Origin of the sequence: Pelagibacterium lentulum, assembly GCF_003992625.1 — a bacterium.
In the GTDB taxonomy this organism is placed as follows: Bacteria; Pseudomonadota; Alphaproteobacteria; order Rhizobiales; family Devosiaceae; genus Pelagibacterium; species Pelagibacterium lentulum.
The window spans coordinates 22,773-40,704 of record NZ_RZMW01000010.1 but is presented as its reverse complement, the minus strand read 5'-3'; the positions used below and the strand labels follow the sequence as shown (position 1 = coordinate 40,704).

Here is a 17,932-nt window from a genome sequence, read left to right as displayed (position 1 = left end):
AACGTCACCGAGGCCAGCCACAGGACGCCTGTGGTCACCGCCGAAAGGCGGCGGGGAGTTTGCAGCGGTTTGGCCTCTGGCCAAAGCTCAAGGTCCGGTGGACCTTGGGCAGCGCACAAACGCCCGGAGACCTATGGTCGGAGGGCCCAACCCAGCCCGAGCGGACGCCACGCCAAAAATCCCGAGCGCATGGGGCGATGATCGCTTCATATATTAAATTTCAGTACGGAGCGCCCATCGCCCCATGCCGTCCACCTCTTTTGCAAACCGAGGCCTCTGGCCATCGGGCGCTTTGACATGGCTGAAAGAAAGGCCCCCTCATCCGGCGCTACGCGCCACCTTCTCCCACGAGGGGAGAAGGGGAAGTGTGCAATGGGAAGCCACCATACACCCCTCTCCCCTTGTGGGAGAGGGGCAGGGGTGAGGGGGGCAAGCCTGATGCCTTCGGAACTGCCCGAAACCGACGAGCGTAGCGAGGAGCCCGGCCAACATTTTGGCCGCCCCGCCGGAGCGGCAGGATTTTGAGCAGGCCGGATTTAGGCCGTCGCGAGAAATCCGTTACGCCGCGCGAGGCAAACAAAAAAAGAAGCGGTGCGGCCCGTGAGGCAGAACAAGAAAGTAGCGATGCCCCCCCTTGTCCTGTTCCCACATCCGAAGTAACCAGATGGAGAATAAAAGGGAGCGGAAACATGACAGGCATAGCGATTATCGGGGCGGGCATGGTGGCCGATGTGCATGTTCGGGCGCTCGGCGAAAATGCCGATCTTGCAAACATTATCGGCGTTGCGGCCCGCAATCGCGAAAAGCTCGAAGCCTTTTGCGCGCCGCGCGGGCTGACCACATTCCCCGATGCCGATACCCTGCTCCACGATGAACGGGTCGAGGCCGTCATCGTCCTCACGCCACCCGATGCCCGCGCACACATCGTCGAAACCTGCGCATCGCTCAATAAGCCCCTTCTTATGGAAAAACCCATTGAGCGCACCAGCGCCGCAGCACAAGCGCTCGTCGAGCGTGCCGAGGCGGCAGACATTCCCCTCGGCATTGTATTCCAGCACCGTTTTCGCGCCGCCTCTCAGGCGCTTGCTGCTCGTATCGCGGAGAACGCCTTCGGCGCGCTCACCAATGCCCAGATCATCGCGCCGTGGTGGCGCCCGCAAAGCTATTACGACGAGCCGGGTCGCGGCACTTATGCGCGCGATGGCGGCGGCGTGCTCATCAGCCAGGCGATCCATACGCTCGATCTCGCTCAGACCTTCACCGGCCCCGTCGCCGAGGTACAGGCGCTTGCTGCCACAACCCGCCAACACAAAATGGAAGCGGAAGATTTCGTTTCCGCCGGCTTGGTCTTTGCCAATGGCGCTGTCGGCGCGCTCATTGCCACCACTGCCAACTATCCCGGCACCGCCGAATCCATCGTTCTCGACTTTGAGCATGCCGCAATTCGCCTGCAATCGGGTGTGCTGGATATTTTCTGGCACGATGGGCGCACCGAGCAGGTGGGAGAACCTGCGACCACCGGCGGTGGCGCCGACCCAATGGCTTTCCCGCACGATTGGCACGCAGCGCTCCAGCGCGACTTTCTCCTCGCCATTCGCGAAGGACGCGCCCCCCGCGTCACCGCCCGTGATGCGCTGCAAACCCACCGCCTGATCGACGCCATCATGCAATCGAGCCGGGAGGGCAAAAAGATCACCGTTTGAGGTAAGCCAGAACGCCCCGCGCCGCCGCCCTGCCCGTCGCAAGGCATCCGGTCAGCAGATAGCCGCCCGTCGGTGCTTCCCAGTCCAGCATTTCACCCGCGACGAAAATGCCCGGCAGGCTCTTGAGCATGTAGCGCTCATCCACCGTCTCCCAGGCAACGCCGCCCGCCGATGAAATCGCTTCCGCGATAGGTCGCGGTCGCAGGAGAGGCAGGGGCAGCGCCTTGATGGCCTTGGCAAGCGCGCCATTATCCCCGCGTTCGGCCGCGCTGGTAAACTCCCGGACAAGTGCCACCTTGACCTGATCGAGCCCTGCCCCTTTTCGCAGCCGGTTTGAAAATGAGGCTTTGCCGCTCTGCCGCTTGAGATCGCGTTCCAGCCGCTCTACGTCGCGTGCCGGAGCAAGATCGAGCATAAGAACCGGCTTATCCATATCCCGGAGCGCTGCCGAATGGTTGTAAATCAAACTTCCCTCAACGCCGCGCGCCGTGATCACGAATTCGCCCTGCGTCGCTGCGGCCCCGCTGGTCGCCACAACAGCCTTGACCGGTTGCCCGGCAAAGCGCTCGGTAAGAATATCGCTCCAAGCCATATCGAATCCGCAATTGGCCGGCTTGAATGCGTTGACCACGACGCCGCGGCCCTCGAGCCACGGCACCCATGCCGCATCCGAACCGAGCCTGGGCCAACTTGCCCCGCCCAAAGCCAGCACCACCGCATCGAACCGGAACGTTTGCCGCCCCTCTGGCGTTTCAACCAGCAACGCATCGCCCGCAAACCCCGCCCACCTATGCCGCGTCAGAACCGCTACGCCCTGCCCGTCCAGCCGCTTCAGCCACGCCCGAAGCAAGGGCGAACCTTTCATCGCGGTTGGAAAAACCCGGCCAGAAGACCCCACAAAAGTCTCCACGCCCAACGTGCTGGCCCATTGCCGCACATCATCGCCGCCAAAAGCATCAAGCGCTGGTTCCAGCCTTTCGCCTGCCGCACCAAACCGGGTTTTGAACATTTCATGGGGTTCAGCATGGGTAAGGTTCAATCCCGACTTTCCGGCCATCAGGAATTTCCGTCCCACCGTCGGCATCGCCTCGAGAACGCTCACACGCATCCCGGCAGCCGATAGGTGTTCGGCAGCCATCAGCCCTGCAGGTCCGCCCCCCACAATCCCCACATGCGCTGTTTGGGTATCCGGCACTTATCCCCGCCCACTTCGTCTTGGCTTATTCTTGCTCATCCCGTTCCGCCCCTCTTTCCTGATCAATCTTGAACCGCTAGGCTGACCCACCCAATCTCACCAGCCCTTTTTTCACTTACCCTAGAGATCGTTCAATGTCCGATTCGAGCAGCAAAGCTCCAGTAAACCCTGAAAAACTAGACAAGCTCGCCCAGGTCGCGGTCCATACCGGGCTGGGCCTCGAACCCGGACAGGATTTGCTGATTACTGCTCCGCTGACCGCCCTGCCCCTCGTACGCAAGATTACCGAACATGCCTATAAGGCTGGCGCCGGGATTGTCACGACCTTTTATTCCGATGAGGAAGCAACTCTCGCGCGTTACCGCAACGCCCCAGACGACAGTTTCGACAAGGCCGCAAACTGGCTCTATGACGGCATGGCGAAGGCGTTTGAAAACAACACCGCGCGCCTGGCCATTGCAGGCGACAACCCCATGATGCTGGCAAACGAAGATCCTGAAAAGGTGTCCCGCGCCAACCGGGCGACATCGAAGGCCTATAAGCCTGCGCTTAAGAAGATTTCCGGTTTTGAGATCAACTGGAACATTGTGTCCTACCCCAATCCGAAATGGGCAGCACTGGTATTCCCCGATTTGCCCGAGGATCAGGCTGTTGAGAAACTGGCGGACGCCATATTTGCGGCCTCGCGCGTCGATCAACCCGATCCGGTTGCCGCTTGGGCCGAGCACAATGCCAACCTGCATGCACGCCGCGACTGGCTTAATGAAATGAATTTTGCCGCCCTGCACTTTACCGGCCCCGGCACCGATCTCACGGTTGGCCTTGCCGACGGGCACAAATGGGCCGGCGGTGCCTCCCCGGCAAAGAACGGCATCACTTGCAACCCCAACATTCCGACCGAAGAGGTGTTCACCACACCGCACGCCCATAAGGTCAACGGCAAGGTCCGCTCAACCAAGCCGCTATCCTATCAGGGCACGCTGATTGAAAATATCGAAATGATTTTCAAGGATGGCGTTGCGGTCGAAGTTACCGCCACCAAGGGCAATGACGTCTGGAATAAGGTGCTCGATACCGATGAAGGCGCACGCCGCATCGGTGAGGTCGCGCTGGTGCCCCATTCCTCACCAATCTCGCAGTCAGGTGTATTGTTCTACAATACGCTCTTTGACGAGAATGCCGCTTGTCACATCGCCATGGGCCAGTGCTATTCGGAATGTTTTGTCGGTGGCGACAAAATGAGTGAAGAGGAAGTCACCGAGCGCGGCGGCAATTCGAGCCTTATTCACATCGATTGGATGATCGGCTCGGGCGCAATCGATATTGACGGTATCACCCAGGATGGTGAGCGTGTTCCAGTTTTCCGCAAGGGCGAATGGGCCTGATCTTGGGGGCGTTGGAGCGGGTTTCCCGCTCCAACTTTACAAATCTCTGCGATGCTTGGATTTAAGGAAAAGATTCCCGACAATTTTCTTGTCCCCGTCTTTGCCATCCGCGTTACGGTGTTAACGATCGCGAAACTTGCGGCACTCTCATGGTGTCAATTGGGGAACCGGACCATGTTGAAACGGATCTATATCGCTCTTGCTTTTACACTTGCTGCCGCAAATCCCGCTTTGGCGCAGGAAGATCAACCGCATTCCGCTGCACTTGAGCATTTCAAATCCGCCTTTGCCGATAGCTGTTTTGGTTTCGATCAGTCTTATTTCAGCAACGAAGAACCATCGTCATGGCAATTGAGCTGGAAGCCGGACTATTCCGACACCGAGAGAACGACAACACTTTATGAGTTCTTCTGTGGGGCCGGCGCCTATAACGTCAACTACGTCTATTATCTCGACGACCCGGATTTCGGCCCGTTCCCTGTTGCTTTCGCGATACCGGCCTTCGACGTGAAATATGTCGACGACGATTTTGATGGGGATGTTCAATCCATCACCGTCCGTGGCATGACAACACAATGGCAGCTCACAAATCCCTCATATTCCCCTGAAACCGGGACCATAACCAGCAGCGCCAAATGGCGCGGCATAGGGGATGCTTCGTCTTCCGGCACATGGGTGTTTCAACAGGGACAGTTTGTGCTCAAAAGCTACGATGTAGATGCCAGCTACGATGACGAGATCAATCCCGAACGCATTCTCGAATACAAGTAACGCCCAATCGCCAGCCCACAAAAAAAGGAGACCGCAGCGCCGGGCGGACGACTGCGGCCTCCAATGACACTTTCGCTGCGCTGTTGAGGGCTTGGGGGACAAAAACAGCGAAAGCTCATCTCCGCCAGTGCATGGGCACGTTTGCCGATCTGGCAGATAAGCTACATATTGGAAGTGCAATGCGGCGGCAAAAGGCCCAATCACCGAACTGTGATAATCTGCCGCTATCTTCGGCAAGGATCGGACGTCCATCTTGCCTGTCGCTGCGCATTGCGTCCAAGCACATTTGCTGGCAAATCTTGAGACGAGAATAATAAGAAAAGGAAAAACAATGAAACTCGTTAGCCCCGATCCCGTACCCCTTAAATCGTTCACCGACGCTGTAGAGGCATGGGAATATGTATGCGAAGTTTATGATCGCAATACCGGATTCATTCGGGACCATCTGCGCAATCTGACCAAGGGCATCGTGCCGCCGGGCAAAGTCCGAGCGCATTATCCGCAGGTGCAGATGACCTCAACGAGTTTTCAGCAACAAGCCAATTCCCGGCTTGCCTACGGCTTTCTGCACAGCCCTGGCCTTTATCAAACCACGATCACCCAGCCTCGCCTTTTTCATAAATATCTGATCGAGAATTTCTCGCTTCTGCTTAAAAATCATGACGGCACTATTGAGGTTGGCGAATCCGAAACGCCGATTCCGCTGCACTTTGCGGTTGCCCCCGACGAACGTGTGGAAGGCGAAGTTCTTGTCGATATTGGTGTCCCTCTGCGCGATCTTTTCGATACGCCTGACCTGGGCCACATGGACGATGAGATCGCAAATGGCACAATGATCCCGCCAAGCGGTGGCCCGTTCCCGATGGCGGCGTTTACCGCACCGCGCGTTGACTATTCACTGCACAGGCTCAGCCACTACATGGCGACCACGCCGGATCACTTTCAGAACTTTGTGATTTTTACCAATTACCAGTTCTATATTGAAGAGTTCACACGGCTGGCCAAGCAATGGATGACTGAGGGGCACCCCCTCTATGACAGCTTTGTGGAACCGGGCAACGTAGTAACAATGAACGCCCGCCTCGGTGGCGGGACCACTGGCACACCGATAAGCAGGCAGCCACAGATGCCGGCCTATCATCTCACCGCACAAAACGGGCGCGGGATCACGATGATCAATATCGGTGTGGGTCCCTCGAACGCAAAGACAGCGACAGACCATGTGGCTGTCCTGCGCCCGCACGCTTGGCTGATGCTCGGTCACTGCGCTGGCTTGCGCAATTCGCAATCGCTTGGCGACTATGTGCTGGCTCATGCCTATGTTCGCGAAGATCACGTCCTTGACGATGATTTGCCAGTTACCGTACCCATTCCAGCGCTCGCCGAAATCCAGCTTGCCTTGCAGGAGGCGGTTGCCGAAGTAACCCACCTCGAAGGGCTTGAAACCAAGTCCATCATGCGCACCGGCACGGTCTTTACGATCGACAATCGCAATTGGGAGCTGCGTGATCAAACGGAAATCTCACGTCGACTTTCCCAATCGCGCGCCATTGCCCTCGACATGGAAAGCGCAACGATTGCGGCCAATGGTTTCCGCTTCCGCGTACCTTATGGCACCCTGCTCTGCGTCTCTGACAAGCCCCTGCACGGCGAACTGAAATTGCCCGGCATGGCATCCGAATTCTACCGCACGCAGGTCAACCGGCATCTGCTGATCGGGCTCAAGGCAATGGAAATCCTGCGCGATCAACCGATCGAACGGCTCCATTCGCGCAAATTGAGATCCTTTGCCGAAACCGCATTCCAATAACGCAAAAGGGCGCCCCGAGAGGCGCCCTTTTTCAAATCAAAGCTCGATCTGTCAGATCAGGGAGCAAGAGCTTCGTTCACTGCAATCGCAGTCATATTGACAATACCGCGGCTCGTTACCGATGGCGCAAGGATGTGGGCTGGGCGCTGCGTGCCCATCAGAATCGGGCCGACCGGAAGTGCGTTATTCATTTCCTTGAGCAAGGTCATGGAAAGATTCGCACTTTCAAGGTTTGGGAACACCAGAAGATTGGCCTCACCCTTAAGGATAGAATCGGGGATATAGCGCTCGCGCAACCCCTGATTGAGTGCCAGATCGCCCTGCATTTCCCCCTCAACGATAAGATCCGGAGCAATTGCCTTGAGCTTCTGATAGGCCTCGCGCATTTTTTCGGACGAATCGCCCTCACGCGAACCGAAGTTGGAATAGCTCAGCAACGCGGCTCTTGCCTCGATGTTAAAACGCTTGAGGTGATCGCGTGCTTGCAGCGCGATTCCCACGATCTCATCGGCAGTGGGATCGATGCTCACATAGGTATCAGCGAGGAAAAACACCCCGCGTGGCATGATCAGCATGGAAAGCGCAGACACATCCGATACACCATCGGAAAGCCCGATGATCGACTTGATGTCGCGAACATGCTTGATGTAACGCCCCTCCAAACCACAGATCAGGCCATCGGCCTCGCCACGCATGACAGCCAGCGCGCCGATGACGGTCGTGTTGGTGCGCACGATGGTTCTTGCCGTGTCCGGCGTAACGCCGCTACGCCCCACCAATGAATGGAACAGCGACACATATTCGCGATAGCGCGGGTCGTCCTCGGGGTTGATCACCTCGAAATCCTTGCCCGGCGTCAACTGCAGGCCAAAACGGTCAATGCGTTGCTCAATAACGAAAGGACGCCCGATCAGGATCGGAGAGGCGATTCCCTCTTCGAGAATTACCTGTGTCGCACGCAACACGCGTTCATCTTCGCCATCGGCAAATGCAATGCGCTTGGGTTCTTCACGCGCCCGTTCGATCATTGGCTTCATGACCATGCCGGAACGGAAAACGAAGCGGTTGAGGCTGTCCTTGTACGCGTCGAAATCCTCAATCGGCCGTCGCGCAACGCCGCTATCCATCGCTGCCTTCGCAACCGCTGGTGCAATGCGGAGGATCAGGCGCTGGTCGAACGGATTGGGGATCAGATAATCCCTGCCAAAAGTGGAGACACCGCTTGTTGTCGCTTCCAGCACAGGCTCTTGGGCAAGCTGCGCGATTGCATGCGCCGCTGCCGCTTTCATTTCCTCGTTGATCGTGGTTGCACCGACATCGAGTGCGCCACGGAAGATGAAGGGGAAGCACAGAACATTATTGACCTGGTTGGGGTAATCCGAACGTCCCGTACAGATCATCGCGTCGGGGCGCGCTTCACGCGCCAGTTCGGGCATAATTTCCGGAACCGGATTGGAAAGCGCCAATACAAGCGGATCGGGCGCCATGTTGGTCATCATCTCAGGCTTAAGAGCGCCTGCAGCAGAAAGCCCGAGAAAAATGTCAGCACCGTCCATGACCTCAGCGAGCGAAGTCTTGTCGGTGTCCTGTGCAAACGATGCGCGCCAGCGATCCATCAGATTGTCGCGCTTTTTGGTCACAAGGCCTTCGCGGTCGGCAACCCAGATATTTTCGCGCTTCGCACCGACGGCAATCAGCATGTTCAGACAGGCGATTGCGGCGGCACCAGCGCCGGAGGTGCAAATCTTGACCTGGGAGATGTCCTTCTTTGCGATCTTCAAGCCATTCAGAACGGCAGCCGCGACGATGATCGCTGTACCGTGCTGGTCGTCATGGAAAACCGGAATAGGCATGCGCTCCCGCAATGCTTCTTCGATTTCAAAGCAGTCGGGCGCTTTGATGTCTTCGAGATTGATGCCACCGAATGTCGGCCAGAGCGGCGCGACTGTTTCGATGAACTTCTTGGGGTCCTGTTCGTCGACTTCGATGTCGATGCTGTCAATCCCTGCGAACTTCTTGAAGAGAACTGACTTGCCTTCCATGACAGGTTTGGAAGCAAGCGCGCCGATATTGCCGAGCCCAAGAACGGCGGTGCCGTTTGAGATCACGGCAACGAGGTTGGCGCGCGAGGTATAGAGCGCCGCGGTTTCCGGGTTCTCTGCAATTTCCTCACATGGTGCAGCCACGCCGGGGGAATAGGCCAATGCAAGGTCACGCTGATTGGCCAGCGGCTTGGTCGGCGAGATTTCGAGCTTGCCTGGCTTGGGATAATTGTGGAAATGCAGCGCGGCTTCTCTCAAAGCCTTCTGCGGATCTCGCTGGTCGTCAGTCATACCCTCTCCTCGGATTATCGGCTGCCTGTAGGTGCCACCAATTGCCAGAAAAGAAAAGGCATTCCGGCCAATTTCCGCACCGCGGCAACACAGCCACTTGCTCTAGGACAAGCAGCGGCAAATTGCTAGGCGGCAATATCCTCATCGAGGTTTGTTTGCTTGACCTGCGGCTTCAGCGCATTGGCCAGTGTCAGGAACGAGTCCAGCTTGAGCGGCGGCGAGAATAGATAACCCTGCGCTAAGGTTACGTTCTTGGAACGTAGATACAGAGCCTGGTCTTGGGTTTCGACGCCTTCGGCAATAATCTCAATGCCCATATCGCGTGCCATTGAGACAAGGCCGTCGATAACCGGCACCGGCACATTTGCATCCTTGATCATATCAACGAAAATCTTGTCGATCTTGATGATATCGATACCCAGCGTATGCAGATAAGCAAGGTTGGAGTGCCCTGTGCCCACATCGTCCATGGCAACGCGCACGCCCAGCGCATGCATCGCAGAAACGATGCGGTTGACGGCAGCACGATCATCAAGCGGACGCCGCTCGGTTATCTCGAAAACAAGTTGCTCATAGGAAATACCGCTGCCCTCGAAAATCGACTGGATATCATCGACAATCGATCCATCACGAAAATGGCCTTCAAAAAGGTTGATACTGACTTTGAAATCCCTGACCTCCCGGCAGATCCCCTCAAGATCGTCCCGCACTTGCTCCATCAGATTGAGAGTCATGGGAATTGCAAGATTCGTCATCTCGGCATAATCGATAAACGCACCGGGCGGGATGACCTCACCATTGCGCTTCACCCACCTGATGAGCACTTCGCACCCGGTCAGCCGGCCTGTCCTCAGATTGATGACCGGCTGATAATAGGGCTTCATTTCACCTGCAACGATAGCGCGTTCAATATCATAGGCCGGCATTTTCGATCGCCTGGCATATTGAATAGCAAGAGCCAGAGTGATCGCGCCGATCAGGCAAGCAATAACGGTAAATGCAAAAGTCAGCTCAGAATAACGCGCACGAACGGACGAGAGTGAAACTGCGGCCTCGGTACGAAGTGGGATTTCGCCGGCAAACGAGCGCGCAATCAGAAAATCGCCTCCCTGCCCATCAAGTTCGCGCTCGTCGCCGACCTGCACGATGGGCGTACCATTGGTCATTGCAATCTGCAGATAGGATAGGTCGCTGATCACAGGCATATAGCCGCTGAGAAGGATTGGAGCAGGCACAACAAAGGCAGAGACGGATCTGTTCTCGTTCACATGCTGCGTCACCTTCAGCATGGGCGTGGAATTGCCCTCCATCACCACGGCACTAAGCCGCTCGGTATAACCTGGAATCGCCAAGCTCTCGGACAAGACGCGATAGCGCACATCGCTATCATAGGCCGAACAATACTGAACCCCATCGCTGTTTTCGACGACCACCTGTGTCAGAAACAGGCTCGACTGCAGTTGCGAATTTACATTGGCCATAAAGGTCGGCGTACATAGCGACGGGCTATCCCTCAAGATCGTTCGCAACGATTGGATTGCACCATGAACGATGCGCTGCGCATCATTGCTCACAACATTGACAGCACTCTGCATCTTCTCGGTTTCGTGCGCCTTGACATAGCGACCGAGCACGTAGTCCACGCCAAGCACCGGAACGAATGCCAGGATCGCAATGACGACCAACAATATTTGCGAACCACGCAAAGTCAAAGCGCCTAAACCCCCGCTGGCAGCACGCATTTTTATTGCGGGCACGATAGGCGGAAAGCCTTTAACTGCGCATTAATGCTAGACTGCTTTTAGCCAGGGCATGACCGTTTCGCGGCCGCCAGGGCGCGACAACGAAAAGCCGGAAACATGCCTGTCGGACTCGGCATCCGACAGGGCAATTCCCGCCTTTTTAGGCGTTCTTTTTTTCCGCTGGCAGGTTCAGCCGCAGATGCAGCTCCCGCAACTGCCGCGCCGAGGCGTCGCTTGGCGCGCCCATCAGCGGATCTTCGGCCTGCTGGTTCATCGGGAACAGCGTGATTTCACGCAGATTCTGCACGCCGCACAGAAGCATCACGATACGATCGATGCCCGCTGCCATGCCACCATGCGGTGGAGCGCCATACTGGAATGCGCGATAAAGGCCGCCAAAGCGTTCTTCTACGTCCTGCTTGGACAAGCCGACCTTTTCAAAGGCCGCGATCATTGTGTCAGGTTCCTGGTTACGGATCGAGCCCGACGCGATTTCAAACCCGTTACAAACGGCATCGTACTGATAAGCCTTGATCGAAAGCGGATCCTGGCTTTCCAGTGCTTCGCGGCCACCTTGCGGCATTGAGAAGGGGTTATGCGCAAATTCAAGCTTCTTTTCGTCCTCGTCCCATTCATAGAACGGGAAATCGACGATCCAGCACAGGGCATAGCTGTCGAGGTCGAGCAATTCGAGATCTGTGCCAACTTTCGTGCGGGCGGCGCCTGCGAAAGTAGCAAATTTCGACGGCACGCCGCAAACAAAGAACACCGCATCGCCATCGGCAAGGCCAAGTTGGCTGCGAATAGCGTCGGTGCGCTCTTCACCGATATTCTTGGCGATTGGGCCAGAACCGGCCCCATCCTTAAAGAAAATATAGCCCAATCCAGGCTGCCCCTCGCCTTGAGCCCAACCATTCATTCGGTCGCAGAAGGCCCGCCCTATCGGCTCAGCACCTTCCTTGTTCTTGGCCGGTATCGCCCAGACTTCAACCTTGGAATCGCCTGCGATTTGGTTTGCAAAAACCTTGAAACCGGAACCCCTGAAATGTTCGGTCACATCCTGCATTTCTATCGGGTTGCGCAGATCCGGCTTGTCCGTGCCATATTTGCGCAGCGCGACATCATAAGGAATACGCGGGAATTGCTGGGTAACTTTCTTACCTTCGGCAAACTTCTCGAAGACGCCACGCATTACCGGCTCCATCGTGTCCCAGACTTCTTCCTGGGTCACAAAGCTCATTTCGACGTCGAGCTGGTAGAATTCGCCCGGCAACCGATCGGCACGCGGATCTTCATCGCGGAAGCAAGGCGCAATCTGGAAATAGCGGTCAAAGCCGGCCACCATCAGCAACTGCTTGTATTGCTGCGGCGCTTGCGGCAACGCAAAGAACTTGCCGGGATGAATACGGCTGGGCACCAGAAAGTCGCGCGCGCCTTCGGGTGACGACGCGGTCAGGATCGGTGTGGAATATTCGCCAAAGCCGATTTCGTTCATCCGGTTGCGCATATCGGCGATGATCTTGGTACGCTTTACGATATTGGCGTGCAGCGTCTCGCGGCGCAGATCGAGGAAGCGATAACGCAAGCGCGTATCTTCCGGATAATCGGGCTCACCGAATACTGGCAGGGGCAGCTCCGCTGATTTGCCCAGTATCTCAATCTCACGAATGAAGACTTCGACACCGCCCGTCGGCAGGCTCTTGTTGACCGTCTCTGGCGTACGGGCTTTCACTTCGCCATCGATGCGAATAACCCACTCCGCTCGCACCGTTTCTGCCAGTTTGAATGCCGGCGAATCGGGATCGACAACGCATTGGGTCAAGCCATAGTGATCGCGCAGATCGATGAATAGCAAGCCGCCGTGGTCGCGGATACGGTGAACCCAGCCCGACAATCTGGCGGTCTGTCCCACATCGGCAGTGTTGAGTTGGGCACAGGTGTGCGAGCGATAGCGATGCATCAATCGAAAACTTTCGAGAAACGGAATGGGAGATTTTTGCCGGAAAAGCGCATGGCACGCTTTAAATGTCAAGCATGATAGGCCACCACACTATGCGGAAACCACCCAACCTGCTAGGAGAGTGGCAATTAATTCGAACTGGACATATTCTCTATGCAGGTCATCACGACAACGCAGGCGCTTGCCGCGTTTTGCAAAGATGCAACCAACTACGATTTTGTTACTCTAGATACAGAATTTCTCCGGGAAACGACCTACTGGCCCAAACTGTGCCTGGTACAGGCGGCAACCCCTGATCGCGCCGTGATTATCGATCCGCTGGCTGAAGACCTCGACCTCGCCCCCATTGCAGACCTTCTGTTCAATAATCATGTCACGAAAGTTTTCCACGCTGCGCGGCAGGACATAGAAATTTTCGTCAAGCTTTTCGGTCAGGTCCCTGCCCCACTTTTCGATACCCAGGTTGCCGCTTCGGTTTGCGGCCACGGAGATTCGGTTTCATATGACAATCTCGTGCGCGCGGTCGTTGGCGCCCAGATCGACAAAAGCTCCCGATTTACCGATTGGTCCGCGCGCCCCCTGAGCGAAAAGCAGCTCACCTATGCGCTTGCTGACGTCACGCATCTTCGCGATGTCTATGCCAACCTGCGCGACGAAATTGCCAAGGCCAAGCGCATGAGTTGGGTGCAGGACGAAATGAGCGTCCTCGAAAGTCTCGATACATATATCGTCAAGCCCGAGAACGCCTGGAAGCGCCTCAAGATGAAGGTCAGTCGGCCGCGAGATCTCGCAGCGCTGCAAGAACTGGCAGCTTGGCGCGAGCAGCGCGCACAGGCAAATGATCAGCCTCGCAGTCGCATCATCAAGGATGACGCGCTTTACGAGCTTGCCCAGCAGCGCCCCAGAAAACCGGAAGCATTCGACAAGTTACGCGCCGTGCCTCGAGGCTTTGGCCGCTCCTCGGCCGCCGGAGAAATCATTACAATTCTCGAAAATGTCGAGAAAATCGAGAAGGCGGACCTTCCGACCGTCCCGCAGCGCCCGCGCGGTCCTTCCCCCAAAGGCGCAATCGGTGATCTGCTGCGCGTGCTGCTCAAGGCCGTTGCCGACAAGAACAATGTTGCCACGCGCATTATCGCTAGTTCCGATGACATCGACGCTATCGTACTCGATGATTTCGCCGACGTGCCGGCCCTCAAGGGATGGCGCCGCAAGCTGTTCGGCGAAAAGGCGCTGGCCATAAAAAATGGCCGCCTTGCATTGGCGGCCACGGAAAACGGTGTCGTTGAAATCCCCGTCGATCTGAACTGATCAATCGATCTGAATCCGGCTCGTCTTGAAGCCGGTTTCAAGTGCCAGTTGTCTGTGGCGACTACCCAGACGCTCGCCATCGAGAAATGCCAGATCGGCAGGCAGGTGCAGAACTAATGTCTTGTCGGCAACTGAAAAACGCGCGCGGGTCAGGATGCCGGGCATTGCTGCGGCCAGAGGATAGGCGACCCGGAAAAACGCGCCAATGATGCGTGCGCGCTTTGTAAGTTGCGGCCCGGCAAGCGCGAGCAATTTGGCGCTGGCACTCTTTTGCTTGAAGCCCATATAGCGGAAGGCCAGTGTCTGCGCGAGAAATGCGCGACCGGAATGTCCGATCCCCACGATGTCTGAAAACGCGACCATATCGACGCTCTGCTCGCCGCGATAATCGGGATGGGCCCGCCACCCGATATCGGAAATATAGCAGGACGCTTTGCGCAGCCGCACTTCGTCCTCGGTTTCCTGCAAGCCGACGACCTCGAACAGCTGTCCGCTTATCGAGATGAGATCCTCGGCAAAGTCCGGCGCGCGCGCGCGCAACTGGGACATTTCCCGCGTAGATTCAAGCAATGGATCGATATCCTTATGCTCGTCGTCCAACTTGTCGAACAAAAACCCTTCGCGAACGCCCAATGCGGAGAACACTACGGTATCGAATTCCCCGGCCCGCAAAAGCTCTGCAAGCACTGCCGCGCCATAAGGCAGCAGGTCTTTTCGCGAACTGGAAACCACCTCCAATCCACTGATTGTCTCCTTTCCCTGCTGCGCACCGATCAGCATTTCGCAAAGCGCGCTGATCTCGGTAGCAGGAACCGCATAGTCCTGCACCATATGCAACGGGTACTTGGTACGGGCCTGATGCAATTTTGCCAGTGCGCGCCATGTCCCACCAATGGCGCAAAAGGTCTTGCGCTTGTTTTTGTCAAGTATGCCGGACTTGGCCAGTCGCTGGCGCGAAATCTCGCTGGCCCTCCGCGGAACAAGGTTGCTGTCATCCTGAAGGCGGATAACACCCAGTTCATGCGTTTCCCCCTTGCGATCATTATGCCCCTTGAGCACGGCAAGTTCGAGACTGCCACCGCCAAGGTCTCCAACCACTCCGTCAAAGTTCGGCATCCCGGCAGCAACGCCAAGCGCAGCGTAGTGGGCTTCCTCACTCCCCGAAAGCACCCGCACGGGCGCTTCCATGATAGCTTCGACGGCCTTGACAAAATCCGGGCCATTCTTGGCTTCGCGCGTTGCCGATGTCGCGATCACATGAACGTTGCCAACATCCATCAACTGGCAAACAAGCGCAAAACGTTGGATGGCCTTAAGCGCTCTGGCCATACTGTCATCGGCCAGTTGGCCGGTTGCAGCAACGCCGCGTCCTAAAGCCGATGAGGACTTTTCATTGTATAGGACCGTCAGCGCTCGCGCGTGCCGCTCATAAACGACAAGCCGAACCGAATTCGAGCCAATATCGAGAACAGCTACCGGTTTGGCGCCAGCAATACGCCCCTGCCCGGCTGGGTCGGATTCGACACTCCAGAAACGAATCAATCGCCACTTTCCTCGTCGTCCTCCCCATGCAATGCACTGCCGCGCCCTGATAGAGAGGGGTTCGTCATAAAGTAATTATGCGCGTTAAAAGGCTCTTCGCCTTCCGCCGGCACAATACGCTGGGCTGTTCCGTCAGGAAGCAGTTCCCAGCTTTGCTGGTTATCTCGCAGATTAGCCGCCATAATTCTATCAAGAATTTGCTTGTGCACCGTCTTATTGTTCATCGGCACCAGCGTTTCCACACGCCAGTCAAGGTTTCGAGGCATCAAATCGGCCGATGAAATATAAACGGCGGCCTCGCGCGAGGGCATCTCGTGCCCATTGCCAAAACAATAAATGCGCGAGTGCTCCAGAAAGCGCCCAACGATTGATTTTACCCGAATGTTGTCTGAAAACCCCGGAATGCCGGGACGCAGGCAGCAAATGCCGCGCACGACGAGTTCGATTTTCACACCAGCCTGGCTGGCATCGTAAAGCGCATCGATAAGTTCAGGATCGACGAGCGAGTTGCATTTCAACCAAATCGCGGCAGGCCTGCCTTCCTTGGCAAAGGCGATTTCTGCGCTGATGTGATCGAGCAACCGCTGGCGCAACGTGATCGGCGAAATCGCCATCACCTCCAATTCGGTCGGACGTGCATAACCGGTAATGAAATTGAAAACGCGGGCCACATCGCGGGTAACCACCGGATCGGCGGTAAAATAGCTCAGATCAGTATAAATCTTGGCTGTCACCGGGTGATAATTACCAGTACCGACATGGCAGTAGGACGCCAGCCGCCCCTTTTCGCGGCGCACCACCTGGCTCAGCTTGGCATGTGTCTTGAGTTCGATAAACCCGAAGACAACCTGCACCCCGGCACGTTCCAGATCGCGCGCCCAACGAATATTGGCTTCCTCATCGAAACGAGCCTTGAGTTCCACAAGCGCGGTTACAGATTTTCCGGACTCTGCGGCTGCGATCAGAGCCTTGACGATCGGAGAGTCTTTGGATGTGCGATAAAGCGTCTGTTTGATCGCAACGACTTCGGGGTCGCGTGCTGCCTGCGTAACGAACTGCGCCACCACATCAAAGCTCTCATAGGGGTGATGGACCAGTATGTCCTTCTCGCGGATCGCCGCGAAACAATCCCCATGATGGTCACGAATACGTTCGGGAAAGCGCGCATGATAGCGTGGAAACTTCAACTCGGGACGATCAAGGTCACAGATTTTTCCCGCGTCTGCCAGTCCAAGGAAGCCGTCGACTTCAAACGTATCCTCAAGCCCGATACCAAGTTCTTCCGCAATCAGCCGCTTGAGTGAACGCGGCATGGACCGTTCGATTTCTAATCGGATCACTTGACCGCGACGGCGCTGGCGTAACGCCGACTCAAATTCCACGACCAGATCGGCGGCTTCGTCATCGATTTCGATTTCACTGTCGCGCACGACCCGGAACGCGCCCGATCCGACGACGTTGTAGCCAGGAAATATCTTATGAAAGAACAGCTTGACCATAGTTTCGAGCGTCACCATCTCCACGCGCCGGTCGGAGATTGCGCGCGTCGGCAACTTGATGAATCGGTCGAGATTGGACGGAATACGCACAAGCGCGGTCAAGCGAGAGTTGTCTGTTGCGCGATCAAGTTGGAAAGCCAGCGAAAAACCCAGGTTCGGAATGAACGGAAACGGGTGCGCCGGGTCAATGGCGATGGGCGTCAGAACCGGAAAGATTTCCTCGCGGAAGATATTTTGCAAAAAGCCAACCTGCTCAGGGGTCAGGTCCTGGGCTTCATGCAGGATGATGCTTTGCTCGAAAAGCTCGTCGCGGATCGACTGCCACTGGTCCTGCTGCTCGAGATGCAGGTGCTGGGCCAGCGTAGCGATTTCCTCCAGTTGCTCGGTTGGCGTCATGCCGTCCGCGCTTTGGCGCGGCAATCCGGCCCGCAATTGCCCTTTCAGGCCCGCTACGCGCACCATGAAGAACTCGTCCAGATTATTGGCCGAAATCGAGACGAACCGCAGCCTTTCCAACAGCGGGTGATTGGGATTTGCAGCCTCTTCCAATACCCGCATATTGAACTGCAGCCAGGACACTTCCCGATTGACGAAGCGCGCAGGGCTTTCACGCAGCGCTTCGATGTCGGGCGCCATATCGTCAACGAGGTGTTCCTGATGAGCCATATCGTCCATTTGCGT

At 56.6% G+C, this 17,932-nt stretch carries 11 protein-coding genes; 5 read left to right on the top strand and 6 right to left on the bottom strand.

Features of this window, described 5'->3' with window-relative positions; all coding sequences use genetic code 11:
* Positions 1-689 precede the first annotated feature (689 nt).
* Positions 690-1,703, top strand: a complete 1,014-nt coding sequence (locus EO133_RS03915) for a Gfo/Idh/MocA family protein (RefSeq protein ID WP_127071372.1) — start codon at positions 690-692, stop codon at positions 1,701-1,703.
* Here EO133_RS03915 and EO133_RS03910 read toward each other — a convergent pair.
* The gene (locus tag EO133_RS03910) at positions 1,693-2,898 is read right to left on the bottom strand and encodes a TIGR03862 family flavoprotein (RefSeq protein ID WP_280516139.1); all 1,206 of its coding nucleotides are present in this window, start codon (positions 2,896-2,898) and stop codon (positions 1,693-1,695) included. The two genes, EO133_RS03915 and EO133_RS03910, sit on opposite strands and share 11 nt — an antisense overlap.
* Before the next feature lie 134 nt (positions 2,899-3,032).
* On the opposite strand from EO133_RS03910, the gene EO133_RS03905 reads away from it, so the two are divergent.
* The 3 genes from EO133_RS03905 (at position 3,033) to EO133_RS03895 (ending at position 6,864) form a co-directional block, all read left to right on the top strand.
* Positions 3,033-4,283 carry an aminopeptidase gene (locus tag EO133_RS03905; RefSeq protein WP_127071371.1) on the top strand — a complete coding sequence of 417 codons (1,251 nt, stop codon included), beginning with the start codon at positions 3,033-3,035 and terminating at the stop codon, positions 4,281-4,283.
* A 174-nt stretch (positions 4,284-4,457) separates the two neighbouring features.
* Positions 4,458-5,054, top strand: a complete 597-nt coding sequence (locus EO133_RS03900) for a DUF1176 domain-containing protein (protein ID WP_164734876.1) — start codon at positions 4,458-4,460, stop codon at positions 5,052-5,054.
* A gap of 331 nt (positions 5,055-5,385) precedes the next feature.
* Positions 5,386-6,864: an AMP nucleosidase gene (locus tag EO133_RS03895; RefSeq protein ID WP_127071369.1), complete on the top strand. Its 1,479-nt coding sequence runs from the start codon at positions 5,386-5,388 to the stop codon at positions 6,862-6,864.
* Positions 6,865-6,920: 56 nt separating this feature from the next.
* Here EO133_RS03895 and EO133_RS03890 read toward each other — a convergent pair whose 3' ends face one another.
* From EO133_RS03890 to aspS, 3 genes are all read right to left on the bottom strand, one after another.
* On the bottom strand, positions 6,921-9,197 hold the full coding sequence (locus EO133_RS03890) for an NADP-dependent malic enzyme (protein ID WP_127071368.1): 2,277 nt from the start codon (positions 9,195-9,197) through the stop codon (positions 6,921-6,923).
* Positions 9,198-9,322: 125 nt separating this feature from the next.
* Positions 9,323-10,903: an EAL domain-containing protein gene (locus EO133_RS03885; RefSeq protein WP_164734875.1), complete on the bottom strand. Its 1,581-nt coding sequence runs from the start codon at positions 10,901-10,903 to the stop codon at positions 9,323-9,325.
* Between the two features lie 196 nt (positions 10,904-11,099).
* A complete protein-coding gene (gene aspS / locus EO133_RS03880) occupies positions 11,100-12,899 on the bottom strand; it encodes an aspartate--tRNA ligase (protein WP_127071374.1) in 1,800 nt (599 codons plus the stop codon).
* A gap of 153 nt (positions 12,900-13,052) precedes the next feature.
* Between aspS and rnd the strand changes: the two genes are divergently transcribed.
* The gene (gene rnd / locus EO133_RS03875; RefSeq protein WP_127071366.1) at positions 13,053-14,210 is read left to right on the top strand and encodes a ribonuclease D; all 1,158 of its coding nucleotides are present in this window, start codon (positions 13,053-13,055) and stop codon (positions 14,208-14,210) included.
* On the opposite strand, the gene EO133_RS03870 is transcribed toward rnd, so the two are convergent.
* Positions 14,211-15,752, bottom strand: coding sequence for a Ppx/GppA family phosphatase (locus tag EO133_RS03870; RefSeq protein ID WP_164734874.1), 1,542 nt, complete (start codon positions 15,750-15,752; stop codon positions 14,211-14,213).
* Positions 15,749-17,926 carry an RNA degradosome polyphosphate kinase gene (locus tag EO133_RS03865; RefSeq protein ID WP_127071364.1) on the bottom strand — a complete coding sequence of 726 codons (2,178 nt, stop codon included), beginning with the start codon at positions 17,924-17,926 and terminating at the stop codon, positions 15,749-15,751. Before EO133_RS03865 ends, EO133_RS03870 begins: the two co-directional genes overlap by 4 nt.
* Positions 17,927-17,932 lie beyond the last annotated feature (6 nt).